This is a genomic window from Streptomyces sp. NPDC091649, assembly GCF_044756785.1.
Lineage (GTDB): Bacteria > Actinomycetota > Actinomycetes > Streptomycetales > Streptomycetaceae > Streptomyces.
The window spans coordinates 186,759-209,546 of sequence record NZ_JBIVTR010000012.1 but is presented as its reverse complement, the minus strand read 5'-3'; the positions used below and the strand labels follow the sequence as shown (position 1 = coordinate 209,546).

22 protein-coding genes are annotated in these 22,788 nt (G+C 71.0%); 15 read left to right on the top strand and 7 right to left on the bottom strand.

Annotation, left to right across the window (positions count from 1 at the left end; genetic code table 11):
* Positions 1-22: 22 nt before the first annotated feature.
* A complete protein-coding gene (locus tag ACIQMU_RS21495) occupies positions 23-1,216 on the top strand; it encodes an RtcB family protein (protein ID WP_402689462.1) in 1,194 nt (397 codons plus the stop codon).
* A gap of 53 nt (positions 1,217-1,269) precedes the next feature.
* Here ACIQMU_RS21495 and ACIQMU_RS21490 read toward each other — a convergent pair whose 3' ends face one another.
* The 3 genes from ACIQMU_RS21490 to ACIQMU_RS21480 form a co-directional block, all read right to left on the bottom strand.
* Complete coding sequence (locus ACIQMU_RS21490; RefSeq protein ID WP_402689461.1) at positions 1,270-1,647, bottom strand: hypothetical protein; 378 nt, start codon at positions 1,645-1,647, stop codon at positions 1,270-1,272.
* A 408-nt stretch (positions 1,648-2,055) separates the two neighbouring features.
* Positions 2,056-2,706 carry an HAD family phosphatase gene (locus ACIQMU_RS21485; protein WP_352240145.1) on the bottom strand — a complete coding sequence of 217 codons (651 nt, stop codon included), beginning with the start codon at positions 2,704-2,706 and terminating at the stop codon, positions 2,056-2,058.
* A gap of 134 nt (positions 2,707-2,840) precedes the next feature.
* A complete protein-coding gene (locus tag ACIQMU_RS21480; RefSeq protein ID WP_352240144.1) occupies positions 2,841-3,581 on the bottom strand; it encodes a GntR family transcriptional regulator in 741 nt (246 codons plus the stop codon).
* Between the two features lie 331 nt (positions 3,582-3,912).
* Between ACIQMU_RS21480 and ACIQMU_RS21475 the strand changes: the two genes are divergently transcribed.
* From ACIQMU_RS21475 to ACIQMU_RS21460, 4 genes are read left to right on the top strand one after another with little or no spacing between them, the layout of a single operon-like run.
* Positions 3,913-5,061, top strand: coding sequence for an extracellular solute-binding protein (locus tag ACIQMU_RS21475; protein ID WP_352240143.1), 1,149 nt, complete (start codon positions 3,913-3,915; stop codon positions 5,059-5,061).
* A 2-nt stretch (positions 5,062-5,063) separates the two neighbouring features.
* Complete coding sequence (locus ACIQMU_RS21470; protein ID WP_352240142.1) at positions 5,064-6,029, top strand: ABC transporter permease; 966 nt, start codon at positions 5,064-5,066, stop codon at positions 6,027-6,029.
* Positions 6,026-6,859 carry an ABC transporter permease gene (locus ACIQMU_RS21465; protein WP_402689481.1) on the top strand — a complete coding sequence of 278 codons (834 nt, stop codon included), beginning with the start codon at positions 6,026-6,028 and terminating at the stop codon, positions 6,857-6,859. Before ACIQMU_RS21470 ends, ACIQMU_RS21465 begins: the two co-directional genes overlap by 4 nt.
* The gene (locus ACIQMU_RS21460) at positions 6,856-7,929 is read left to right on the top strand and encodes an ABC transporter ATP-binding protein (protein ID WP_352240141.1); all 1,074 of its coding nucleotides are present in this window, start codon (positions 6,856-6,858) and stop codon (positions 7,927-7,929) included. The genes ACIQMU_RS21465 and ACIQMU_RS21460 overlap by 4 nt, the downstream gene beginning before the upstream one ends.
* A 7-nt stretch (positions 7,930-7,936) precedes the next feature.
* Here ACIQMU_RS21460 and ACIQMU_RS21455 read toward each other — a convergent pair whose 3' ends face one another.
* Entirely contained in the window at positions 7,937-8,695 is a 759-nt protein-coding gene (locus tag ACIQMU_RS21455) for an SDR family NAD(P)-dependent oxidoreductase (protein WP_402689460.1), read from the bottom strand.
* Positions 8,696-8,891: 196 nt separating this feature from the next.
* Here ACIQMU_RS21455 and ACIQMU_RS21450 point away from each other — a divergent pair, with 196 nt between their 5' ends.
* On the top strand, positions 8,892-9,449 hold the full coding sequence (locus tag ACIQMU_RS21450; protein ID WP_352240139.1) for a hypothetical protein: 558 nt from the start codon (positions 8,892-8,894) through the stop codon (positions 9,447-9,449).
* A 58-nt stretch (positions 9,450-9,507) separates the two neighbouring features.
* Here ACIQMU_RS21450 and ACIQMU_RS21445 read toward each other — a convergent pair whose 3' ends face one another.
* Positions 9,508-10,242 carry a Mut7-C RNAse domain-containing protein gene (locus ACIQMU_RS21445; protein ID WP_352240138.1) on the bottom strand — a complete coding sequence of 245 codons (735 nt, stop codon included), beginning with the start codon at positions 10,240-10,242 and terminating at the stop codon, positions 9,508-9,510.
* A 285-nt stretch (positions 10,243-10,527) separates the two neighbouring features.
* Positions 10,528-11,112, bottom strand: coding sequence for a hypothetical protein (locus ACIQMU_RS21440; protein ID WP_073780093.1), 585 nt, complete (start codon positions 11,110-11,112; stop codon positions 10,528-10,530).
* A 380-nt stretch (positions 11,113-11,492) separates the two neighbouring features.
* On the opposite strand from ACIQMU_RS21440, the gene hemL reads away from it, so the two are divergent.
* From hemL to ccsB, 7 genes are all read left to right on the top strand, one after another.
* Positions 11,493-12,716 carry a glutamate-1-semialdehyde 2,1-aminomutase gene (gene hemL / locus ACIQMU_RS21435; RefSeq protein WP_402689480.1) on the top strand — a complete coding sequence of 408 codons (1,224 nt, stop codon included), beginning with the start codon at positions 11,493-11,495 and terminating at the stop codon, positions 12,714-12,716.
* Positions 12,713-13,414 carry a histidine phosphatase family protein gene (locus ACIQMU_RS21430; protein WP_352240137.1) on the top strand — a complete coding sequence of 234 codons (702 nt, stop codon included), beginning with the start codon at positions 12,713-12,715 and terminating at the stop codon, positions 13,412-13,414. Before hemL ends, ACIQMU_RS21430 begins: the two co-directional genes overlap by 4 nt.
* A gap of 531 nt (positions 13,415-13,945) precedes the next feature.
* Positions 13,946-15,196, top strand: coding sequence for a hypothetical protein (locus ACIQMU_RS21425; RefSeq protein ID WP_352240136.1), 1,251 nt, complete (start codon positions 13,946-13,948; stop codon positions 15,194-15,196).
* Positions 15,197-15,263: 67 nt separating this feature from the next.
* Positions 15,264-15,866: a TlpA family protein disulfide reductase gene (locus ACIQMU_RS21420; RefSeq protein ID WP_402689459.1), complete on the top strand. Its 603-nt coding sequence runs from the start codon at positions 15,264-15,266 to the stop codon at positions 15,864-15,866.
* A gap of 64 nt (positions 15,867-15,930) precedes the next feature.
* Positions 15,931-16,653: a cytochrome c biogenesis CcdA family protein gene (locus ACIQMU_RS21415; RefSeq protein WP_402689479.1), complete on the top strand. Its 723-nt coding sequence runs from the start codon at positions 15,931-15,933 to the stop codon at positions 16,651-16,653.
* A gap of 5 nt (positions 16,654-16,658) precedes the next feature.
* Positions 16,659-18,494 (top strand): cytochrome c biogenesis protein ResB, encoded by a 1,836-nt coding sequence (locus ACIQMU_RS21410; RefSeq protein WP_352240134.1) that lies wholly within the window; start codon positions 16,659-16,661, stop codon positions 18,492-18,494.
* The gene (gene ccsB, locus ACIQMU_RS21405) at positions 18,491-19,576 is read left to right on the top strand and encodes a c-type cytochrome biogenesis protein CcsB (protein WP_352240132.1); all 1,086 of its coding nucleotides are present in this window, start codon (positions 18,491-18,493) and stop codon (positions 19,574-19,576) included. Before ACIQMU_RS21410 ends, ccsB begins: the two co-directional genes overlap by 4 nt.
* 122 nt (positions 19,577-19,698) lie before the next feature.
* Here the strand turns inward: ccsB and ACIQMU_RS21400 are convergent, their stop codons facing one another.
* Positions 19,699-20,202, bottom strand: a complete 504-nt coding sequence (locus ACIQMU_RS21400; protein ID WP_352240131.1) for a PLD nuclease N-terminal domain-containing protein — start codon at positions 20,200-20,202, stop codon at positions 19,699-19,701.
* A 186-nt stretch (positions 20,203-20,388) separates the two neighbouring features.
* Between ACIQMU_RS21400 and ACIQMU_RS21395 the strand changes: the two genes are divergently transcribed.
* Both ACIQMU_RS21395 and mqnP read left to right on the top strand, forming a co-directional pair.
* Positions 20,389-21,846 (top strand): menaquinone biosynthesis decarboxylase, encoded by a 1,458-nt coding sequence (locus ACIQMU_RS21395; protein WP_352240130.1) that lies wholly within the window; start codon positions 20,389-20,391, stop codon positions 21,844-21,846.
* Positions 21,843-22,763: a menaquinone biosynthesis prenyltransferase MqnP gene (mqnP, locus tag ACIQMU_RS21390; RefSeq protein WP_352240129.1), complete on the top strand. Its 921-nt coding sequence runs from the start codon at positions 21,843-21,845 to the stop codon at positions 22,761-22,763. Before ACIQMU_RS21395 ends, mqnP begins: the two co-directional genes overlap by 4 nt.
* Positions 22,764-22,788 lie beyond the last annotated feature (25 nt).

Here is a 22,788-nt window from a genome sequence, read left to right as displayed (position 1 = left end):
TTTTCGGGGGAATCGGGGAGTTATGTCGTACGTAGAGGTGCCGGGGGCGAAGGTTCCCATCCGGATGTGGGCCGACCCCGCGTCGGTCGAGGACGTCGCGATGCGGCAGCTGCACAACGTCTCCACGCTGCCGTGGATCAAGGGTCTCGCCGTCATGCCGGACGTCCACTTCGGCAAGGGCGCCACGGTCGGTTCGGTGATCGCGATGCAGGGCGCGGTGTGCCCGGCCGCGGTGGGTGTGGACATCGGCTGCGGGATGTCCGCCGTCCGGACGTCCCTCACCGCGAACGATCTTCCCGGTGACCTGTCACGGCTGCGCTCCAGGATCGAGCAGGTCATTCCGGTCGGCCGGGGGATGCACGACGACGCGGTGGACCCGGGGAAGCTGCACGGGTTCCCGACGGCGGGATGGGACGACTTCTGGGGGCGGTTCGGGGGGATCGCCGATGCGGTCAAGTTCCGTCAGGAACGCGCCACGAAGCAGATGGGAACGCTCGGCTCGGGCAACCACATGATCGAGTTCTGCCTCGACAGTGAGGGCGCCGTGTGGCTGATGCTGCACTCGGGCTCCCGCAACATCGGCAAGGAGCTCGCCGACCACCACATCGGCATCGCACAGAAGCTTCCGCACAATCAGAGCCTCGTCGACCGGGACCTGGCCGTCTTCATTTCGGAGACCACGCAGATGGCCGCCTACAGGAACGATCTGTACTGGGCGCAGGAGTACGCCAAGTACAACCGCGCGATCATGATGGCGCTCTTCAAGGACGTGGTCCGCAAGGAGTTCAAGAAGGCGAAGCCGGTCTTCGAGCAGGAGATCTCCTGCCACCACAACTACGTGGCGGAGGAGCGGTACGACGGAGCGGACCTGCTGGTCACCCGCAAGGGGGCGATCCGCGCGGGCTCCGGCGAGTACGGGATCATTCCCGGTTCGATGGGCACCAGCTCGTACATCGTGAAGGGCCTGGGCAACGAGAAGGCTTTCAACTCGGCCTCCCACGGAGCCGGTCGCCGGATGAGCCGGAACGCGGCCAAGCGCCGCTTCACGGTACGTGACCTGGAGGAGCAGACACGCGGTGTGGAGTGCCGCAAGGACTCCGGCGTTCTGGACGAGATCCCGGCCGCGTACAAGCCGATCGAGCAGGTCATGGAGCAGCAGCGGGACTTGGTCGAGGTCGTAGCGAAGCTCAGGCAGGTCATCTGCATCAAGGGTTGAGGTGAGGGGCTTCGCCGCCGATGCCGGCGAAGCCCCTCACCCCCCGGGGGTGCTTACGCGCCGGGCGGAGTGTCTTCGGGGTGCCGCACCTCTCCGGTCTTCAGCCGCCACAGGCGTACGGAGCAGGAGGCCGCGCTGCGCCCCAGTTCGGCGGCCGCCGCTCCGGCGTCGTCGTGAGCCGGCAGAACGCGGTCCTCCCAGGCTTTCCAGCGCCGTCCCGGAAGGCGGACGCGCATGTCCGCCGGGCGCTCCCAGGAAGCCAGGGATGCGGCCGCCGTCTGTTTGCGCGCGAGGGACAGACAGCCCGGGTAGTAGAGGTGCCCGGCTTCACGCAGAAGTTCGAGGTCCATGAAGGCCGGGCCGGCGGCTGGGGCCGACAGGAGAGCTCCGATCTCGAACAGTGGGGGCGCGTTAGTGTCGTGCTCAGCCATGGGAAGCCCTACTTCCTGATGGTGAGGCCCTCGGCCGGGACGGGAATCCTGACCGGGGGCCGTGCTGTGTCCGGGTGCGACCGAGCCTAGGCAGCGGCTTCGAGGGCCGGGCGGGGGATCCGGTCTCGATCACCAGCACGAGTGATCGAGAGCAGTGGCATGGAGCGCGGGTCCGGCGGACCGGGCTACTCCCCGCCCCCGTATGTCGCGTAGTCCGGCGATCCCGTCGTCGTGAAGACGTGTACGGAGACCCCGGCCGGGGTCGTCCGGTGGCTGAGGAGCCGCAGGCCGGCCTCAGGGCGGCGGTGAAGGGGCGGTCGGTCATCCGCGGCCAGTCCCGGGCGAGCCCGCCGCTGGTGTCCTCGTCCGGGGCCCCGGGCCCTGGGGGGCGCCGTCCCGGACGGGGCGTTACGCCGCCGCCGTCAGGTCCGCCTCCGTGAGGGAGGCGACCAGGACCGTGCGCGGGCCCGGCTCGATGCCGGGCACGGACGGGACGGCGAGCAGGCGGCATCCCGCGGCCAGCGCGGCGGCGGCGCCCGTGGGGGTGTCCTCGACGGCCAGGCAGTCCCGCGGGTCGACGCCGAGCGCGGCGGCCGCGGCCAGGTACGGGTCGGGGTGCGGCTTCCCGCGCGCCGTCTCGCCCGAGGCGACCGACGTGTCGAACCGGTGGCGGCCCAGGGTGTCGAGCACCAGGTCGGCCACATGCCGCTCGGACGCGGTCACCAGGGCCGTCGGCACCCCCAGCGCGCGGGCCCGGTCCAGGAGCCGGAGCGCGCCCGGCTGGACGGTCACTCCGGCCGCCACCCGTGCGGTGAACGCGCGGTCGAGCCGGGCGGCCGTCTCCGTCTCCGGCAGGGTGGTGAGGCCGTCGCGTACGAGACGGCCCGCCGCGTCGCGCAGCGCGGCGCCCGCGAACGGGGCGAGGGTGTCCGCGTCCGCCGGGGAGTCCTGCGTCCGCAGGAAGCCGGCGACGGTGTCCAGCCAGGCGTGCTCGGTGTCGACGAGGGTGCCGTCCATGTCGCACAGCAGGGCGGCGGGGCGGGGGAGCGGGGGCAGCATACGGGGCTCGCTGTTCCTGGGGGGTGGGTGAACCGGGCGGCCGGCGCGGGGGGTTCCGCCGGCCCGGGGCGGCCCTGCGGGGTGGCCCGGGGCCGCCCCGTGCGGGGCGGGACAAGGCTGTGGTGCTCGCGGTGTCAGTCGGCCGCGGTGCGGACCAGCGGGTTGGCCTGTACCGAGTTGCGGACGGTGAAGACGACCGAGCCGGGCCGGTAGCGGTCGTCCGAGGTCTCGACGGGACGGCCCTCGGACGTGGTCGTGGTGCGGCGGACCCGCAGGAGCGGGGAGCCGCGCCGGACGCCCAGCTCCCGGGCGTCCGTGGTGCCCGCGGCGACCGCGTCCAGGTGGTGTTCGCCGTGGCTCATGACCACGCCTGCCTCGTCGTACAGGCTCTGGGTGACCGACTCGCAGTCGTCCGGGAGCCCTTCGACGGCCGCCGCCGCCCACCCGGCGTACACCGTGCGCTCCAGGAGCGCCGGCTCGCCGTCGAGGGTGCGCACCCGCAGGACGTGCAGGACCGTGTCGCCGGGCGCGAGCTGGAGTTGGGCGGCCTGCGCCTCGGTCGCCCTCGCGCGGCGTGAGCGGAGCACCAGGCCGCCGGGGGTGCGGTCGCCGGCCCTGGCCCACTGGGCGAAGCTGCGCAGCTCGGTGAAGCTCTGGCTGGGGGTGGTGGACAGGACGGTCCGGCGGGCGCCCTGCCGGGAGCCGATCAGGCCCTCCGACTGGAGCGTGCCGAAAGCCTGCCGGAGGGTGCCCCGGGACACGCCGTGGGCCAGGGCGAGTTCGGACTCGGACGGCAGCTCGGAGCCCACGGGGTGGATGCCTTCGGCGATGGCGCGGCGCAGGTCCTCGGCGATCTGCTGGTGCCGTCGGGTCACGTCTCTCCTTGGGGCTTTCGGGCCGCCGGGCTTCCGGGGAGGGGCTTCGCCGGACGCGCGGCGCGTGTTGGGTGCGCAGGGACGATCATGTCATTCGCACGAGACGCGGCGCACCTCCGGACTGTGCGCAATCGGTGATTTCCTCGAAGTGCGAACCCTGCGTCTAACCGGTTTGGAGACGGGTAAACCTACGTCTCTATAACGCTTCTGACCTGCACTTTTTACCCTCACAAAGCTTTACCCGTCGGTCACTTGGCTGCTAGCTTCGGCTCGCTTACTGACGATGGCTTGTCCATACAGGTGGCTCGCCGCAGACCCAGGAGTACTCATCGTGAAGGCACACCATCCCCGCCGCGCCCTGACCGCCGCGGCTCTCGCCGGCCTCACCGTTCTGGTGGCCGCCGGCTGCGGTTCCGCACCCGACGACGCCGGCGCCAGGAACAGCGAGGCCGCGAAGGCGGAGTCGGCCGCGGACCTCGGTGGTATGGAGGAGCTCGTCGCGGCGGCGGAGAAGGAGGGCGAGCTCAACGTCTACGCCCTCGCGCCGGACTGGGCCAACTACGGCGAGATGATCGCGGCCTTCGAGAAGAAGTACGCCATCGAGGTCAACAACGAGGACCCGGGCGGCAGCAGCCAGGGCGCGCTGAACGCCGCTGCCAAGCGCAAGGGCCAGGACCGCGCCGTCGACGCGCTCGACCTCGGCACCTCCTACATGCAGGAGGCCAAGAAGCAGGACCTGCTCGCGGTGTACAAGGTCGCGGGCTGGGACAGCGTCCCCGACGCGCAGAAGCAGGCCGACGGCTCCTTCATGAACAACTACGGCGGCTTCATGTCCATCGGATGCGACGCCAAGGCGGTGAAGAACTGCCCCGGGACGTTCAAGGACCTCCTCAAGCCCGAGTACCGGAACAAGGTCGCGCTCAACGGCGACCCGACCGAGTCCAGCTCGGCGCTGGGCGCGGTCATCGCGGCGTCGCTGGCCAACGGGGGCTCCCTGGACGACGCCCAGCCGGGGCTGGACTTCTTCCGGGAGCTGAAGGAGAAGGGCAACTTCGTCCCGGCGAAGTCCACCCTCGCCACCATCCAGCAGGGTGAGACGCCGATCTCCATCGACTGGGACTACCTCAACCTGGGCTACGGCCAGAAGCTCAAGCCCAAGGGCGTCGACTGGCAGGTGGCGGTGCCCTCCGACGGTCTGTACTCGCGCTACTACAACCAGGGCGTCAACAAGCACGCCCCGCACCCGGCCGCCGCACGCCTGTGGCTGGAGTTCGTCTACAGCCCCGAGGGCCAGAACATCTGGCTCAAGGGCTTCTCCCGGCCCGCGCTCCTCGAAGCGATGAAGAAGGACGGCACCGCCGACAAGGCCGCCCTCGCCGAGATCCCCGAAGTCCACGGCGCTCCCCAGGAGCCGACCGTGGACCAGGAGGCCAAGGCCAAGGAGACGGTCGTGCAGGGCTGGGGCAAGGCGGTCAGCTGACCATGGCCGACACGACCGCATCCTCCCTCGCGGGCAGCGGAGCCGCCACCCCGGTGGGCTCCGCGCCCGCGGCGGGCCCGGCCGCCCCTGCGCGTCCTCCACGGGACGGCGGCGCCCGGCGCCGCGGCGCGCGGCGGCACCGGTGGCCCGTCGTCGTCCCCTTCTTCGCGTTTCTCGCGGTGTGCTTCGGGCTGCCCGCCGGGACCATGGCGTACGGGGCGTTCACCGTCGTCGACCCGGCGAGCGGCGTCAGCGCGTTCTCGATGCGGAACGTCAGCGGGTCGCTGTCCGGGGCGTACGCGACCGGGCTCACCGGAAGCGTCGAACTCTCGGCCGTGACGGCGCTGCTGGCGACCGTGATCGGCACGCTGATCGCGCAGGCCGTCGTCAGTTCCCCGCGGCCGGCGCTGCGGGGCGTCGTCGTCTCGGCCAGCGGGGTGCTCGCCAACTTCTCCGGCGCGCCGCTGGCCTTCGCCTTCATCGCGACGCTCGGCACGACCGGCACCGTCACCCAGCTGTTCCACCTGGACCGGACGGGCTTCAGCCTCTACAGCTTCACCGGCCTGGTGCTGGCCTACCTCTACTTCATGGTTCCGCTGATGGTGGTGACCGTCCTGCCCGCGCTCGACGGCCTGCGCTCCCAGTGGCAGGAGGCCGCCGCGTCCTGCGGGGCGACCCGCGGGCAGTACTGGCGGCACGTCGGCATCCCGGTGCTGACCCCCTCGCTGCTCGGCGGCGCGGTGCTGATGTTCGGCACCGCGTTCGCCTCGCACGCCACCGCCGCCGTGATGGTCGGCTCGTCGCAGCCGCTGATCACCATCCAGATCGCCAACGCCCTCAACGGCAACGTCCTGGTGGGCCAGGAGAACCTCGCCCTCGCCATGAGCCTCAACATGGTCGTGATCGCGCTGCTCGTGATGGCCGTACAGATACCGTTGCAGCGCAGGAGCACCCGATGGCTCGGATGAAGTTCACCTCGCGGGGCATCGTCCTGCCGCTCGCCGCGCTGTATTTCCTGGTCCCCATCGGCGCCTCGATCTGGTTCAGCGTCAACGAGGTCGAGGGCGTCAGCTTCGACGCGTACACGGAGGGGCTCGGCGCCGAGGGGCTGACCACCAGCCTGATGCTCTCGGTACGCCTGGGGCTGGCCACCATCGTCTGCGGGCTGCTCCTGATGGTGCCGACCCTGGTAGCCGTCTCGCTCTACCTGCCCAGGCTGCGCCGGATCGTCGAGGTCCTGTGCATGATGCCGCTGGTCGTCCCGCCGATCGCGCTGGTCGCGGGCGTCACCACGGTGCTGTCCTGGGAACAGGACCTGGCCGACACACCCCTGTACATGACCTTCCAGCTCCTGCGGGACGAGGACTTTCCGCTGGTCCTCGTGCTCGTGTACACGGTCATGTCCCTGCCCTTCCTGTACCGCTCGCTGGACGCCGGGCTGCGCGCCGTCGACCTGCGGACCCTCGTGGAGGCCGCCCGCAGCCTGGGCGCCTCGCGCCTGCAGACCCTGTGGCAGGTCGTCGTGCCGAACCTGCGGGCCGCCGTGATGGGCGGCGCCGTACTCAGCCTGGCCATGGTGCTCGGCGAGTACACCGTCGCCTCCGTGCTCTCCTACCGCCCGTTCTCCGTGTGGATGGTGGAGATCAAGGACTCCGAGGCCCAGCTCTCGGTCGCGGCCGCGATGCTCAGCCTGCTGATCACCTGGGGGCTGCTGCTCCTGCTCACCACCCTGGCCGGCGGTCGCAGCCGCCGTCGTGCGGTCTCCGGCCGCGAGAACCGAAGGAAGACCGCGTCATGACCGTCCCCGTGCACCTCAAGCAACTGCGCCGGAAATTCGGCTCCACGGTCGCCCTCGACGGACTCGACCTGGACATCGCCCCCGGCGAGATGGTCGCGCTGCTCGGACCGTCCGGCTGCGGCAAGACCACCGCGCTGCGCATCGTCGCGGGCTTCGAGAGCGCCGACGGCGGCGAACTGCTGATGGACGGCCGGGACGTCACCTCGGTCCCGGCCCACCGCCGCGACATCGGCATGGTCTTCCAGTCGTACAGCCTGTTCCCGAACATGACGGCGGCCGGGAACATCGCGTACGGCCTGCGGGTGCGCGGCAGGGCGAACGCGGAGCGCCGGGAGCGGGCGCGGGAACTCCTGGACCTGGTCGGCCTCCCCGGCCGCGAGGACCACTACCCGCACCAGCTGTCCGGCGGTCAGCAGCAGCGCGTCGCGCTCGCCCGCGCGCTGGCCGTCCGGCCCAAGGTGCTGCTCCTCGACGAACCGCTGTCCGCCCTGGACGCCAAGGTGCGGCTCACGCTGCGCGAGGAGATCCGGCGCATCCAGTTGGACCTCGGCATCACCACCGTCTTCGTCACCCACGACCAGGAGGAGGCGCTGTCCATGGCGGACCGCGTCGCCGTGATGAAGGACGGGCGGCTCGAACAGTGCGCCGCGCCCGGCGAGTTGTACGACCGGCCGGCCACGCCCTTCGTCGCCGAGTTCGTCGGCACGATGAACCGGCTGCCCGGCACCGTCCGCGACGGCGGGGTCGTCGAGCTGTTCGGCCGGCGGCTGCCCATCCACGGCGAGAGGCCCGCCTCCGGCGCGGAGGTCGACGTGCTGCTGCGCCCCGAGGGCCTGGCGGTCGGCTCGGCCGACGGCCGGACGGGAACGCCCGCGACCGTACGGGTGGCGACCTTCCTGGGCCCCACCACGCGGCTGCACCTCACCACGGACTCCGGGGACGCGTGCAAGGCCGATCTGCCCAGCTGGGAGGCGTCCGCGCTGGTTCCGGGGACACGCTGCACGATCACCCCGCACGACAACCCGGTGCTCGTCGCCGGGCGAGGCGCCGCCCCGTCCCCGAAGGGGTGAGAGGGGCTCACCCGGTGCGGTGCACCTTCGTGTTGGACGCCTGGGCACGGGGGCGGACCACCAGGAGATCGATGTTGACGTGGCTGGGGCGGGTGACCGCCCAGCCGATCGTGTCGGCCACGTCCTCGGCGGTCAGCGGGGCCTCCACGCCCGCGTAGACCTTGGCGGCCTTCTCCGTGTCGCCGCGGAAGCGGGTGGTGGCGAACTCCTCGGTCCTGACCATGCCGGGGGCCACCTCGATGACGCGGACCGGGGTGCCGACGATCTCCAGCCGCAGGGTCTCGGCCAGGACGTGTTCGCCGTGCTTGGCCGCCACGTAGCCGCCGCCGCCCTCGTAGGAGGAGAGGGCCGCGGTGGAGGAGAGGATCACGATCGTGCCGTCGCCGCTCGCGGTGAGGGCGGGCAGCAGGGCCTGGGTGACGTTGAGGGTGCCGATCACGTTCGTCTCATACATCTGGCGCCAGTCGGCCGGGTTGCCGGTCGCGACCGGGTCGGCCCCGAGCGCCCCGCCCGCGTTGTTGACGAGGACGGCGAGGGAGCGGAACGCGGTGGCGAACTCGTCGACCGCCGCGCGGTCGGTGACGTCCAGCGGGTAGGCCGTCGCCTGGTGACCGGCCTCGGTGATCTCGGCGGCGAGCGCCTCGATGCGGTCCTTGCGGCGGGCGGTCAGCACGACCCGGAAGCCGGCGGCGGCCAGCGTACGGGCGGTCGCGGCGCCGATGCCGCTGCTCGCGCCGGTGATGACGGCGATGGGGGTGGCGGCCATGGCGATCTCCTCGGACTGCTGGTCGGGGTACGGGGAAAGGATAGGCAGGCGCCGCGGCCCGGGCCGTGCTCGGGCCGGGCACGGGCCGGGAGGCCCCAGGGGACGGTGCGGGCGGCCGTGGGCTGTGCGGGTGGGGGAGAGCGCGCCATGCCGGTACGTTCATCGCACTGATCGGCGTGGTCGGTATGTTCCCGGCATGCTGACGCCGAGTAGAAGACTGTTGACACCGCTGTCCGTCGCCCTCGCCGTGGCCGCGGCGACGACCGTGCCGGCCGCGACCGCGGTGCCGGTTCCGGTACCGGACGCCGGCCCGGCCCGCTTCGAGGCCGCCGCGCCCGCCGCTCCTGGCGCTGCCTCCGGTTCCGCCGTTCCCGAGGCGGACGTCTCCCACCACGGGAACGTCTCCCTGTGGAGCGACCGGCTGGAGATCCGGCTCCGGACCGCCAACCGCGGGCCCGCCGACGTACCCGCCTCGACGGTGCGGCTGCGCTTCTCCGAGCCGCCGGCCGTACGGCAGCAGCTCCCGCCGGGCTGCCTGTGGGGCGGCAGGGCGGCGGTGCTGTGCGAGACGGGCGCCCTGGCCGCCGGCGGGCAGGCCCGGCGGACCGCCCTGGACCTGCGGCTGGTGAACCGCCCGGCCGAGGTGGTCGTGCGGGTCGACACGCTGTGGAGCGGCGGGGCGCGCGACGCGGAGAGCGCGAACGACGCGCACACCGTGCTGGCGCCCTCGACGGGGGACGCGTACGCCTTCTGAGCCGTACGTCCGCCGGGTGCGGCGTGCCCGGCGCCCGGTGCCCGGCGCGGGTCCGCGACTACGCCGCCGCGCCCCCGAACTCGCGGACCGCCTCGGACACGATCGTCTCCAGGTGGCCGTGGTGGGCGCCGCGCCAGTACACCCGGGAGCACTCCGCGCACTGGGCGAACACGTCGTACGTCTCCTGGGTGCCGGGCTCCAGCAGTCCGCTCACGGAGTCCTTGGCGGCCACGGCCAGCGGGCCGTTGCACGCCGTGCAGCGGGTCCACGGGGCCAGGGCCGGGGCGAAGCGGCCGAGGACGTCGCGGAGCTGCTCCTTCGGGCGGTCGCTGTAGACGTACGCCCCCGCCCAGATCTCGCGGCGGCGCAGCAGCCCCCGGTCCCGGGAGAGCAGGACGCGCCGCTCCCGCGCCGAGAGGGCGGCCAGGGCGGGGTCGCCGATGTCCTCGCTCTCGTACGCCGCGTCGACGCCCAGGAGCCGCAACCGGCGGGCCAGCGTGCCGAGATGGACGTCGAGGAGGAAGCGCAGGGGCGCGCCGGGCACCCGCTGGGGACGTTCCACGGCGCGCACGTCGACGTGTTCGCCCGGACCGGGCACATGGGAGCGGGCCACCGGGCTGCCGTTCACCAGCAGCGTCCCGGCCTCGGTGAGCGGGACACCGAGGGACTCGATGACGTGGCCGAGGGTCGAGGAGCCGTCCGTGACGAGGGACGTGGGCCCGCCACGGCGGTCATGCGGGACGAAGAGCCGCAGCTCAGGGGCTACTTCGAGGGTGATCTCGGGTCCGTTCACCCGGCCAGGATGCCACCGGGGCGGGACGGTCTGCCAGAGATGTGCCGGGGCGTGCGGGTGTGCGACCGGCGGCGTCCCCCGAAGCGGTCGGCCCACCCGGTGTCCGAACGGCGCAGGTGTGCGCTCCCCGCGACGTCGGCCTCAACGCTCTGCACGTCGCCGTCGCGGCGATCGACGGCGGGCGCAGCCGCGTCTGTTCCAAGGGCGTCGACCGAGCCGCACCGGTGCGCCACGTACGAGCGGCTGGCGGAGTACGAGGCCGCCCGGACTCCGCTCGATCCGGGATCAGGGCCAGACCAGGCAGTACGCCTGGTGCCCCGCGTCGTGCAGCCGGTGGGAGAAGTCCTGCCACTCGTGGAGCAGCTGGTAGACGTTGAAGGCGTCGCGCGGGCCGCCGCGGTCGGGGACCGTGGACCAGATGAAGGCCGCCGCGCCGACCGACTCCTCGCCGACGCCGCGCAGCGGGTCGACGACGGTCATCGGGAGTTTGACCACGGCGTAGTCGGGGTGGAGGACGACCAGCTCCAGCGGGGGGACCTTGTGCAGGGGTATGCCCTGGATTCCGGTCAGGACCATCGCGGCCACCGTCTCCGGCTTGATCTTGGTGAACATGCCGCCCATGCCCAGCTCGTCACCCCCGAGCTCCTCCGGGCGCATCGAGATCGGCACGCGCGCGGCGGTGGCCCCGTCCGGGGCGCCGAAATACTTGTAGGTCACCCCCATCCCGCCCCCGCTCCTGGTCCCGGGGGGCGGCGTGCTCTCCGCGCCCCTGCTCTGCGCGCGCTCGGCCCTCCGCCGGTGCCGCCCTCGCCGGGCAGGCTCGGGCCCCAGGTCGTCGGTCCCTTCGCCCACTCCGCCACCGCGATGCATATCTCATCCACCCGACTACTTCTTAAGGAGACACAGCCCCGGCCGCGCAACCCGATCATCGTGTCAGTGACCTCCCCCGCGGGCGTGCGGTGAAACACCTGTCCGCAACACCGTCCGTGCCTCTGACACCATGGCATGTGTGAGCTTTCCCTGTGACGCCCCAGTTTCGCAGACGTGAGGGGGCTGACGCTCTTTCGTGATACGTGGGGAGCGCGCTCCCTGCTCACCGGTGGCCGAGATTCCTAGGGAGTTCCCGGCCCGGCCTCCCGATACCCGAATCGCAGATCAGGACCAAAGTGGCGTATTCATACGAAGCCCCAGTTTCGCAGTCGCTGTTCGACCGGGCGTCCGTCGTGACGCCCGGCGGCGTGAACTCTCCCGTGCGTGCCTTCCGGGCCGTGGGCGGTACGCCCCGGTTCATGGTGTCCGGCACCGGTCCGTACCTCACCGACGCCGACGGCCGTGAGTATGTCGACCTCGTGTGCTCGTGGGGACCGATGATTCTCGGCCACTCTCACCCCGAGGTCATCTCCGCCGTCCAGGAGGCGGTGTCCCGCGGGACCTCCTTCGGTACGCCGGGTGAGGGCGAGGTCGCGCTCGCCGAGGAGATCGTGGCCCGGATCGAGCCCGTCGAGCAGGTACGCCTGGTCTCCTCGGGCACCGAGGCGACGATGTCGGCGATCCGGCTGGCCCGCGGCTTCACCGGCCGGGCCAAGGTCGTGAAGTTCGCCGGCTGCTACCACGGGCACGTGGACGCGCTCCTCGCCGCCGCCGGATCGGGCCTGGCCACCTTCGGGCTGCCCGACACCCCGGGGGTCACGGGCGCCACGGCCGGGGACACCGTCGTGCTGCCGTACAACGACCTGGACGCCGTGCGCGCCGCCTTCGCCGCGCACCCGGGCGAGATCGCCTGCGTGATCACGGAGGCGTCGCCCGGCAACATGGGCGTCGTCCCGCCGGCGGACGGCTTCAACGCCGGGCTCAAGGAGCTGTGCGCGGCGAACGGGGCCCTGTACATCTCCGACGAGGTCATGACGGGCTTCCGTACGTCGAAGGCCGGCTGGTACGGCGTCGACGGGGTCCGGCCCGACCTGATGACCTTCGGCAAGGTGATGGGCGGCGGCTTCCCCGCCGCGGCCTTCGGCGGCCGCGGCGACGTGATGGCGCACCTGGCCCCGGCCGGCCCGGTCTACCAGGCGGGCACCCTCTCGGGGAACCCGGTCGCCACGGCCGCCGGGCTCGCCCAGCTGCGGCTGCTGGACGACGCGGCGTACGCGAAGATCGACGCGGTCTCCGCCGAGCTGCGCGGCCTGGTGGGGGAGGCCCTCACCAAGGAGGGCGTCGCGCACACCGTGTCCGCCGCGAGCAACATGTTCTCCGTCTTCTTCACCGACGAGCCCGTCCGTGACTACGACGACGCCAGGAAGCAGGACGTCTTCCGCTTCACCGCGTTCTTCCACGCCATGCTGGAGCAGGGCGTCTACCTGCCGCCCTCGGCGTTCGAGTCGTGGTTCGTCTCCACGGCCCACGACGAGCGGGCGGTCGAGCGCATCGCCGCCGCCCTGCCCGCCGCCGCCCGCGCGGCATCGGAGGCCACCGCATGAGCGAGAACGCGAACGCCGACCAGCTGACCGTGGTGCACGTGGTCCGGCACGGCGAGGTGCACAATCCGGACGGCGTCCTCTACGGGCGCCGCCCCGGCTACCACCTGTCCGAGCTGGGCCGGGAGATGGCCGACCGGGTCGCCGGGCACCTGGCGAAGCGCGACGTCACCCATGTCGTCGCCTCCCCGCTGGAGCGCGCCCAGGAGACGGCCGAGCCCGTCGCCAAGGCGCACGGCCTGGACCTGGCCACGGACGCGCGGCTGATCGAGGCGGCCAACGTCTTCGAGGGCAAAACCTTCGGCGTCGGCGACGGCGCGCTGCGCAAGCCGGACAACTGGAAGCACCTCACCAATCCGTTCAAGCCGTCGTGGGGTGAGCCGTACATCGAGCAGGTCGTCCGGATGATGGGCGCGCTGGACGCCGCCCGGGACGCGGCGCGCGGGCACGAGGCGGTGTGCGTCAGCCACCAGCTGCCGATCTGGATCCTGCGCTCCTTCGTCGAGCGCCGCCGCCTGTGGCACGACCCGCGCAAGCGGCAGTGCACGCTCGCCTCGCTGACGAGCTTCACCTACCGGGGCGACCGGATCGTCTCGGTGGGCTACTCGGAGCCGGCCCGGGACCTGGTTCCCGTGCACCTGCTGGCCGGGGCCAAGCCGGTGAAGGGGAAGCCCGGGCAGTCCAAGGCGTTCGGCGCGTAGTCGCCGCCGCACCACACGGCTGCCCGGCAGGGCGGACCGGGACCAGCAGGACCGGCAGCACCGGCAGCACCGGCAGCACCGGCAGCACCGGCAGGAAGCGCGAAGAGCGCGACCACCGGGACGAGCGGCACCGACAGGAAGCACGAAGAGCAGGACCACCAGCAGGGCAGAGCTGGATATGACGGGACCCGACGGGACCGGTCGCCGAACGGACGGCGGCCGGTCCCGTCCTCGTTTGTGCCCTGGGTGGCCGGTCTCCGCGCCGCACCCGCGCATGAGTTCGAGGATTCCGGGAATCCGACCCGTCGGCCGGCGGAAGAACTGCGGAGGACCGCTCCTGCGTCCCCCGTCCGGGCGGCCCGTCTGCGCGTACGAGCACCGTACGGACGTCGCACCATGGTCAGCCGGACGGCCGCAAGGTAAAGCGTAAAGAAAGTCCCTAAATGCGCGGAACCGACGTGTTGCGCGCTTCATCTCACTGTTCAGCAGTTTGTATGAGCTTGAGTTAAAACGACCGCAGATGGGGACGGTATGCGCGACATCAATCGAAGGGGCCTGCTCGGGGCGGGGCTCGGCGCCGCAGCCGCGATCGGACTCGCCGGCTGTGGCGCCTCGGGCTCCTCCGGCGACGGAGGGTCCGGCCGGGGCGGAGGGGGCGACACCGGCGGCAGCGGCAGCGGAAACGGTGCGCCGAAGAACAAGGTCCGGCTGATCGGTGACGGCTCGACGGCCGACACCGGCAAGCAGCCCCATCAGCCGCAGGCCCCGGTGCCACTCGAACCCGGCCAGAAGCCGCCGCAGTTCGTGATCTTTTCCTGGGACGGTGCGGGCGAGGTCGGCAATGGGCTCTTCCCGCGCTTTCTCGAACTCGCCAAGGAACACGACGCGGCGATGACGTTCTTCCTCTCCGGCATCTATCTGCTGCCCGAGTCGAAGAAATCCCTCTACCGCCCGCCGAACAACCCCCGAGGCGCCTCCGACATCGGCTATCTCACCGACGATCACGTCAAGGACACGCTGAAGTACGTGCGTCAGGCGTGGCTGGACGGCCACGAGATCGGCACCCACTTCAACGGGCATTTCTGCGGCGGTTCCGGGTCCGTGGAGCGCTGGACGCCCGCGCAATGGCACAGCGAGATCAATCAGGCTGTGTCGTTCGTCACGGAATGGCGGACCAACACCGGCTGGGAGAACGAGGATCCGCTCCCGTTCGACTATCGCAAGGAACTGATCGGCGGACGCACCCCCTGCCTGCTCGGCCAGGACAATCTCCTGCCGACCGCGAGCAAGCTCGGCTGGCGCTACGACGCCAGTTCGCCCGGCGGCCGTCAGACCTGGCCCGTGAAGCGCGGCGGCGTCTGGGACCTGCCGTTGCAGGCGATGCCGTTCCCCGGGCACTCCTTCGAGGTGCTCTCGATGGACTACAACATTCTCGCCAATCAGTCGAAGAACTCGACGAAGGGCATGCCCTCGCGCTATCCGGGCTGGCGCACCCAGGCGACCGGGGCGTATCTCGCCGGATTCCAGCGCGCGTACGAGTCGAATCGCGCACCCTTCTACATCGGCAACCACTTCGAGGAGTGGAACGGCGGCATCTATATGGACGCCGTCGAAGAAGTGATCAAGAAGGTGGCGGACAAGGACGACGTGCGTCTCGTCTCCTTCCGGCAGTACGTCGACTGGCTCGACGTGCAGGATCCCGCCGTGCTCGCCAAGCTGCGGACGCTGGACGTCGGACAGGCGCCGGCCGGCGGCTGGAACTCCTTCTTTAAACAGGCTTGACAAGGGGCTTTACGGGCACTGAGGGGGGCGCGGGCAAGCCTGGAAAGGGCCATGCGAAACTTTTCACATGAGCTTTGGCCGTGCGTCCCGACGCCGCTTCACCCTGCTCGCCGCCACCGCAGTGGCCGGTGCCCTGACGCTGTCGGCGTGCAGTGGCGGCAGCCAGGCCGGGGGCGGTGGCAACACCAACTTCGTCACCGGCAGCGGGGGCATCTCCACCGTCGCGAAGAGCGACCGGGTGGCGGCGCCGAAGCTCGACGGCGAGGGCCTGGACGGCAAGCCGCTCGACCTCGCCGACTACCGGGGCAAGGTCATCGTGCTCAACGTCTGGGGCTCCTGGTGCGGTCCCTGCCGCCTGGAGGCGAAGTACTTCGCACAGGTCTCCGAGGAGACGGCGGACCAGGGCGTCCAGTTCGTCGGCATCAACACCCGGGACCCCGAGCGGGACAAGGCGATCAACTTCGAGAAGGACTACGGGGTCGAGTACCCGAGCTTCTACGACCCGATCGGCAAGCTCATCCTCCGCTTCCCCAAGGGCACCCTGAACCCGCAGGCCATCCCGTCCACCGTGGTCCTCGACCGGGACGGGAAGATCGCGGCCCGCACGCTCCAGGCGCTCGACGCGGACGAGCTGCGCAAGATGATCGACCCGATCATCGCGGAGAAGTGATCCGGTGATCCCGCTCGCCGCGCACCACGAGACCGTCACGCTGGCCGCGTACAACGAGACCGTCATGAGCGGGACCCTCCTGGTGTCCCTGCCCATCGCCCTGCTGGCCGGCCTCATCTCCTTCTTCTCGCCCTGCGTGCTGCCCCTCGTCCCCGGTTACCTGAGTTACGTCACGGGAGTCAGCGGCACCGATCTCGCCGACGCGCGCCGGGGGCGTGTCGTGACGGGCGCCGCCCTCTTCGTGCTCGGCTTCACCGTCGTCTTCGTCTCGGGCGGGGCCCTCTTCGGCTACTTCGGCCGGGAGCTCCAGGTGCACGCCGAGCTGTTCAACAGGGTCCTCGGCGTCCTGATGATCCTCATGGGGGTCTTCTTCATGGGGCTCCTGCCAGGAGTGACGCAGCGGGAGTTCCGGTTCCACAAGCGGCCGGTGACCGGACTGGCCGGCGCACCGCTGCTGGGCGCGCTCTTCGGGATCGGCTGGACCCCCTGCATCGGTCCGACCTTCGCCGCCGTCAGCACGCTCGCGTTCACCGAGGGCACCGCCGGACGCGGCGCGATACTGACCGTCGCGTACTGTCTCGGTCTCGGTGTCCCGTTCGTCCTCGCCGCGGTGGCCTTCCGCAGGGCACTCGGCGCGTTCGGCTGGGTCAAGCGCCACTACGCATGGGTGATGCGGATCGGCGGCGGCATGATGATCGTGACCGGGATCCTGCTGCTGACCGGTGCGTGGGCCACGCTCATGCAGCACATGCAGAGCTGGTCCAGCGGCTTCGTTGTAGGGATCTGAGTCCAATGAGCAAGGCGAACGGCACGGAGACGCGGCGCGCTGACGAGCGAGCGCAGGACTCCGCACACGGCGCGGCCGGCGAACGGCTCTCCACCGCCCCCCGCGAGGAGCGCCCCGACACCGGGGCGGGCGTGCCCGCGATGGGCGTGATCGGCTGGGCCCGCTGGTTCTGGCGTCAGCTCACCTCGATGCGGGTGGCCCTGATCCTGCTCTTCCTGCTCTCCCTCGGCGCGATCCCGGGGTCGCTGATCCCGCAGACCAGCGTCGACGACATGAAGGTGCAGGCGTTCAAGGACCAGCACGGCACCCTCACCCCGATCTACGAGAAGCTCCAGCTCTTCGACGTCTACAGCTCGGTGTGGTTCTCCGCGATCTACATCCTGCTGTTCGTCTCGCTCATCGGCTGCATCGTGCCGCGCACCGGCCAGTTCGTCGGCCAGCTGCGCAGCCGCCCGCCGGGCGCGCCGAATCGGCTGACCCGGCTGCCCGCGTACACGACCTGGCGCACCGGGGCCGAGCCCGAGGAGGTCCGCGAGGCGGCCCTCGCGGTCCTGCGCAAGCGGCGCTTCCGGGCGCACGTGGTGGGCGACGCGGTCGCCGCCGAGAAGGGCTACCTCCGCGAGGCCGGGAACCTGGTCTTCCACATCGCCCTGATCGTGATGCTGGTGGCCTTCGCCGCCGGGCAGCTGTTCAAGTCCGAGGGCGGCAAGCTGATCGTCGAGGGCGACGGCTTCTCCAACACGCTCACCCAGTACGACGACTTCAGGTCCGGCTCGCTCTACGACTCCGACTCGCTGGCACCGTTCAGCTTCGTGCTGGACGACTTCGTCGGTACGTACGAGAAGAGCGGCCCGCAGCGCGGCACCCCGCGCACCTTCGAGGCCCGGGTGACCTACGCCGAGGGGGCCGACGGCGCGGAGCGCAAGGGCGTCATCAAGGTCAACGAGCCGCTCACCGTGGACGGCACCAAGGTCTATCTGATCGCCCACGGCTACGCGCCCGTCGTCACCGTCCGGGACGGCAAGGGCGACGTCGTCTCGCGGTCCGCCGTGCCGCTGCTGCCGATCGACAACAACATCACCTCGTCCGGCGCCATCAAGGTGATGGACGGCTACAAGGACAGGAACGGTGAGAAGACCCAGCTGGGCTTCAAGGCGTTCTTCGTGCCGACCTTCGCCGGCGAGGGCAAGGGCCAGATGTTCTCGCAGTTCCCCGGCCTGGACTTCCCCGTGCTGGCGCTCAGCGCCTACCAGGGCTCCCTGGGCGTCGACTCCGGGCTCGCGCAGAACGTCTATCAGCTCGACACGTCCAAGATGGAGGAGTTCACGGGCGAGGACGGCGAGCTCCTCAAGAAGATGCTGATGCCCGGCGAGAAGCTGGACCTGCCCGACGGCGCCGGGTCCATCACCTTCGAGGGCGTCGAGGAGTGGGCCAGTTTCCAGATCTCGCAGCAGCCGGGCAACGGCTGGGCCCTCGGCGGCTCCGTCGCCGCCATCGCCGGTCTCGCCGGCTCGCTGTTCATCCAGCGCCGCCGGGTGTGGGTGCGGGCGGTCCGGGGCCCCGACGGCGTCACGGTCGTGGAGATGGCGGGCCTGGGGCGCAGTGAGTCCGCGAAACTCCCCGAGGAGCTGGGCGACCTGTCGGCCGCTCTCGTCACCAAGGCGCCCGTCGCCCCCGCCGCTCCGGAGAAGCCGGAAGCGCCGGACGCACTGGAAGCGCCGGACGCACCGGATGCGCCGGACGGGCCCGGTGCGGCCGACGCCACGACCGATGCCACGAACGAGGCCGGGAACCGGCCCGTACATCCTGCCGAAGCACCTGCCGAAGGGGCTGAGAAGTGAATCTCGCCGCCGCAACCAACGAGAGCCTGGCGCACACCAGCAATGTGCTGATCTATTCGTCGATGGCCGTCTACACCCTGGCCTTCTTCGCGCACATCGCGGAGTGGGTCCTCGGCAGCCGCAGCAAGGTCGGCCGGACGGCCGCCGCGCTGTCCGGCTCCGGAGCGGCTGCCTCCGCCGCCGCGGTCTCCACGGGGAAGGCGCAGAGCGGCGGCACCGCGGTGCTGGAGCGGCCCGAGGTCATCACCCGCTCCGCCTCCGGCACGCGTGACGTGCCCGACGGCCCGGGCGCTGCCGGCGGCACGTTCAAGGGTGACCTGTGGGGCCGGATCGCGGTCTCGCTGACCGTGGTGGCGTTCCTCGTCGAGGCGGGCGGCGTCGCCACCCGCGCCCTGTCGGTGCAGCGGGCCCCCTGGGCCAACATGTACGAGTTCTCCATCACCTTCTCCACGGTGGCGGTCGGCTCCTACCTGGTGCTGCTCGCACTGAAGAAGAACGTCCGCTGGATCGGCCTCCCGCTGGTCACCACCGTCCTGCTGGACCTCGGCATCGCGGTCACGACGCTCTACACCGACAGCGACCAGCTGGTGCCCGCGCTCCACTCGTACTGGCTGTGGATCCACGTCTCGACCGCGATCATCTGCGGCGCCGTCTTCTACCTCGGCGCGGTCGGCACGGTCCTCTACCTCTTCCGCGACAGCTACGAGAACAAGCTCGCCTCCGGCGGCACGCCCGGGAAGTTCGCCTCCTCGGTCATGGAGCGGCTGCCCTCGGCGTCCTCGCTGGACAAGTTCTCGTACCGGATCAACGCGGCCGTCTTCCCGCTGTGGACGTTCACGATCATCGCCGGCGCGATCTGGGCGGGCGACGCCTGGGGACGGTACTGGGGCTGGGACCCCAAGGAGGTCTGGTCCTTCATCACCTGGGTGGCCTACGCCGCCTACCTGCACGCCCGGGCCACCGCGGGCTGGAAGGGCCGCAAGGCCGCCTACCTGGCGCTCGTCGCCTTCGCGTGCTGGCTGTTCAACTACTACGGCGTGAACATCTTCGTCTCCGGCCTGCACTCCTACGCGGGGGTCTGAACCACCGTACGGTCAGGTCCTCCGCAGATACGGCCCGCACACGGGTACGGCCCCCGCACGGATCGCGATGATCCGTACGGGGGCCGTACCCGTTCTCCGGCGAGGTCAGGTCTCCGGCGAGGTCAGGAGGCGGGCGGGGCCGCGTCGTCGGGGCCCGCGCTGCGCTCGCGGCGTTTGAGCTCCTCCTCGCGGCGGCGCAGGTCCGCCTCCCAGTCCTTCAGGGCCGACGGGTCCTTCTCGTCCTTCTTCCCCTCCGCCGGGGCGCCGGCCCGCTCCGGCGCGGCCTCGCCCGCGGGAGCGTCCACGGCACCGTCCGTGCCGCCGTCCTTCGCGCCGTCCTTCCCGTCGCCCTTGAGCGACTTCAGGAAGTCCGGGTTGTCGTCCGGGGCCACCCACTGGGTGCGCCTGCCCCGCTGCCACGAGGAGGGGCCGCCGCCCGCCGTCGCACCGCGGCGTGCCTTGCCCGCCACCAGCCACACCACCGGGCCGACGATCCAGAACAGCAGGATGATGAAGACCCAGGCGATCTTCGGCAGATGCTTGGTGTCCTCCTCGGAGGTGTTCAGGCAGTCGATGAACGCGTAGATCGTCAGAGCCAGCGGCACGAGAAACATCAGGGCTCTCATGGTGCGTCCCCCAGGAAGCGGCGGTGGGCAAACGGCAGCCCGGTATCGCGGCCAGAGTACCGGCTCGTCATGAGGGATCCGGGGCGCGGAGCCGGAGCCGCCCGGGCGCGGGCGCGGACCGATCGGGGGCCGGCGGCGGGGGAGCCCCGGCGGGGCAGCGCGGGAGGGGATGACAAACTGGACCGCATGGCTTACGACGATCTTCGCTCCCTGCTCCGGGCTCTTGAGCGCGATGGTGACCTCAAGCGCGTCAAGGTCGAGGTCGATCCCCACCTGGAGGTCGGTGAGATCGTCGACCGGGTCAACAAGGCGGGCGGCCCCGCCCTGCTGTTCGAGAACGTCAAGGGTTCCTCGATGCCCCTGGCCATGAACGTCTTCGGTACCGACCGGCGGCTGTTGAAGGCTCTGGGGCTGAAGTCGTACAGCGACATCAGCGACAAGATCGGCGGCCTCCTCAAGCCGGAACTGCCGCAGGGCTTCGTCGGGGTGCGGGAGGCGTTCGGGAAGCTCGGCTCGATGGTGCACGTGCCGCCGAAGAAGGTGAAGTCCGGCGACGCGCCCGTCCAGGAAGTGGTGCTGACCGGCGACGACGTCGACCTCGACCGGCTGCCCGCGCTGTTCACCTGGCCCGAGGACGGCGGATCGTTCTTCAACCTCGGCCTCACCCACACCAAGCACCCCGAGAACGGCGTCCGGAACCTCGGCCTCTACCGGCTCCAGCGCCACGACAAGCGCACCATCGGCATGCACTGGCAGATCCACAAGGACAGCGCCAACCACTACCAGGTCGCCGCCCGGCGCGGTGAGCGGCTGCCCGTCGCCATCGCCTTCGGAGCGCCGCCCGCCGTGACGTACGCCTCCACCGCGCCGCTGCCCGGGGACATCGACGAGTACCTCTTCGCCGGGTTCATCCAGGGCAAGCGGATCGAGATGGTCGACTGCAAGACCGTGCCGCTCCAGGTCCCCGCGCAGGCGGAGGTCGTCATCGAGGGCTGGCTGGAGCCGGGCGAGATGCTGCCCGAGGGCCCGTTCGGGGACCACACCGGCTTCTACACCCCGCAGGAACCGTTCCCCGCACTGACCATCGACTGCGTCACCATGCGCAAGCGTCCGCTGCTCCAGTCGATCGTGGTGGGCCGCCCGCCGACCGAGGACGGTCCGCTGGGCCGGGCCACGGAGCGGTTCTTCCTGCCGCTGCTGAAGATCATCGTGCCGGACATCGTGGACTACCACCTGCCGGAGTCGGGCGGCTTCCACAACTGCGCGATCGTCTCGATCGACAAGAAGTACCCGAAGCACGCCCAGAAGGTCATGAGCGCCGTGTGGGGCGCGCACATGATGTCGCTGACCAAACTGATCGTGGTGGTGGACGCCGACTGCGACGTCCACGATCTCCACGAGGTCGCCTGGCGGGCGCTCGGCAACACCGACTACTCCCGCGACCTCACGGTCACCGAAGGGCCCGTCGACCACCTGGACCACGCCTCCTACCAGCAGTTCTGGGGCGGCAAGGCCGGTATCGACGCCACCAGGAAGCTGCCCGAGGAGGGCTACACCCGGGACGGGGGCTGGCCGGAGATGGTCGAGTCCGACCCGGAGACGGCGGCGAAGGTCGACCGCCGCTGGAAGGAATACGGGCTGTGAGCAGCACGGCAGAGGCGGCGTCCCCTCCCGGGCCCGCGCCATCGGGCAGCAGGGTGAAGTCCTTCCTGCGGCTCGTGATGATCGAGCACTCGGTCTTCGCGCTGCCCTTCGCGTACATCGCCGCGCTGACCGCGATGTACCGGCTGGACGGCACCATCCACTGGGGCACGCTGCTGCTCGTGACGCTGGCGATGGTGGGGCTGCGGACGTTCGCGATGGCCGCCAACCGGATCATCGACCGGGAGATCGACGCCCGGAACCCGCGCACCGCGGGCCGCGAGCTGGTGACCGGTGCGGTGTCGGTGAAGTCGGCGTGGACGGGTGCGCTCGTCGCCCTGGTCGTCTTCCTGGGGGCGGCGGCGCTGCTCAACCCGCTGTGCCTGGCGCTCGCGCCGCTGGCCGTCGTGCCGATGGTGGTCTACCCCTACGGCAAGCGGTTCACGAACTTCCCGCACGCCATCCTGGGTCTCGCGCAGGCCATCGGGCCGGTCGGCGCCTGGCTCGCGGTCACCGGCGCCTGGTCGTGGGACGCGGTGATCCTCGGGCTCGCCGTGGGGATCTGGATCGGCGGCTTCGACCTGATCTTCGCCTGCCAGGACGTCCGGGCCGACCGGGCCCACGGGGTGCTCTCCTTCCCGGCGCGCTTCGGTATTCCGGCCGCGCTGTGGGGGGCGCGGGTGTGCCACCTGATCACGACCGGGCTGCTGGTGTGGTTCGGCCTGGCCACGGACGCCGAGGTCTTCTACTGGATCGGCATGGCCGTCGTCGCGCTGGCCTTCGTGTACGAGCACCGGGTGGTGCGCCCGCACGACCTGTCCCGTCTGAACCGGGCCTTCTTCTCCGTGAACGGCTTCATCGGCATCGCGTTGTTCGCCTGCGCGCTGCTCGACCTGCTGGTGCGCGGCCTGACCCCGTAACCCGAGAACGGTCTCCGACCGGACG

Coding starts and splice junctions, on each gene's coding strand:
- ACIQMU_RS21495 (WP_402689462.1), top strand. CDS start 23: ATGTCGTACGTAGAGGTGCCGGGGGCGAAGGTTCCCATCCGGATGTGG.
- ACIQMU_RS21490 (WP_402689461.1), bottom strand. CDS start 1,647: ATGGCTGAGCACGACACTAACGCGCCCCCACTGTTCGAGATCGGAGCT.
- ACIQMU_RS21485 (WP_352240145.1), bottom strand. CDS start 2,706: ATGCTGCCCCCGCTCCCCCGCCCCGCCGCCCTGCTGTGCGACATGGAC.
- ACIQMU_RS21470 (WP_352240142.1), top strand. CDS start 5,064: ATGGCCGACACGACCGCATCCTCCCTCGCGGGCAGCGGAGCCGCCACC.
- ACIQMU_RS21465 (WP_402689481.1), top strand. CDS start 6,026: ATGAAGTTCACCTCGCGGGGCATCGTCCTGCCGCTCGCCGCGCTGTAT.
- ACIQMU_RS21460 (WP_352240141.1), top strand. CDS start 6,856: ATGACCGTCCCCGTGCACCTCAAGCAACTGCGCCGGAAATTCGGCTCC.
- ACIQMU_RS21455 (WP_402689460.1), bottom strand. CDS start 8,695: ATGGCCGCCACCCCCATCGCCGTCATCACCGGCGCGAGCAGCGGCATC.
- ACIQMU_RS21450 (WP_352240139.1), top strand. CDS start 8,892: ATGCTGACGCCGAGTAGAAGACTGTTGACACCGCTGTCCGTCGCCCTC.
- ACIQMU_RS21440 (WP_073780093.1), bottom strand. CDS start 11,112: ATGCATCGCGGTGGCGGAGTGGGCGAAGGGACCGACGACCTGGGGCCC.
- ACIQMU_RS21430 (WP_352240137.1), top strand. CDS start 12,713: ATGAGCGAGAACGCGAACGCCGACCAGCTGACCGTGGTGCACGTGGTC.
- ACIQMU_RS21425 (WP_352240136.1), top strand. CDS start 13,946: ATGCGCGACATCAATCGAAGGGGCCTGCTCGGGGCGGGGCTCGGCGCC.
- ACIQMU_RS21420 (WP_402689459.1), top strand. CDS start 15,264: ATGAGCTTTGGCCGTGCGTCCCGACGCCGCTTCACCCTGCTCGCCGCC.
- ACIQMU_RS21415 (WP_402689479.1), top strand. CDS start 15,931: ATGAGCGGGACCCTCCTGGTGTCCCTGCCCATCGCCCTGCTGGCCGGC.
- ACIQMU_RS21410 (WP_352240134.1), top strand. CDS start 16,659: ATGAGCAAGGCGAACGGCACGGAGACGCGGCGCGCTGACGAGCGAGCG.
- ACIQMU_RS21400 (WP_352240131.1), bottom strand. CDS start 20,202: ATGAGAGCCCTGATGTTTCTCGTGCCGCTGGCTCTGACGATCTACGCG.
- ACIQMU_RS21395 (WP_352240130.1), top strand. CDS start 20,389: ATGGCTTACGACGATCTTCGCTCCCTGCTCCGGGCTCTTGAGCGCGAT.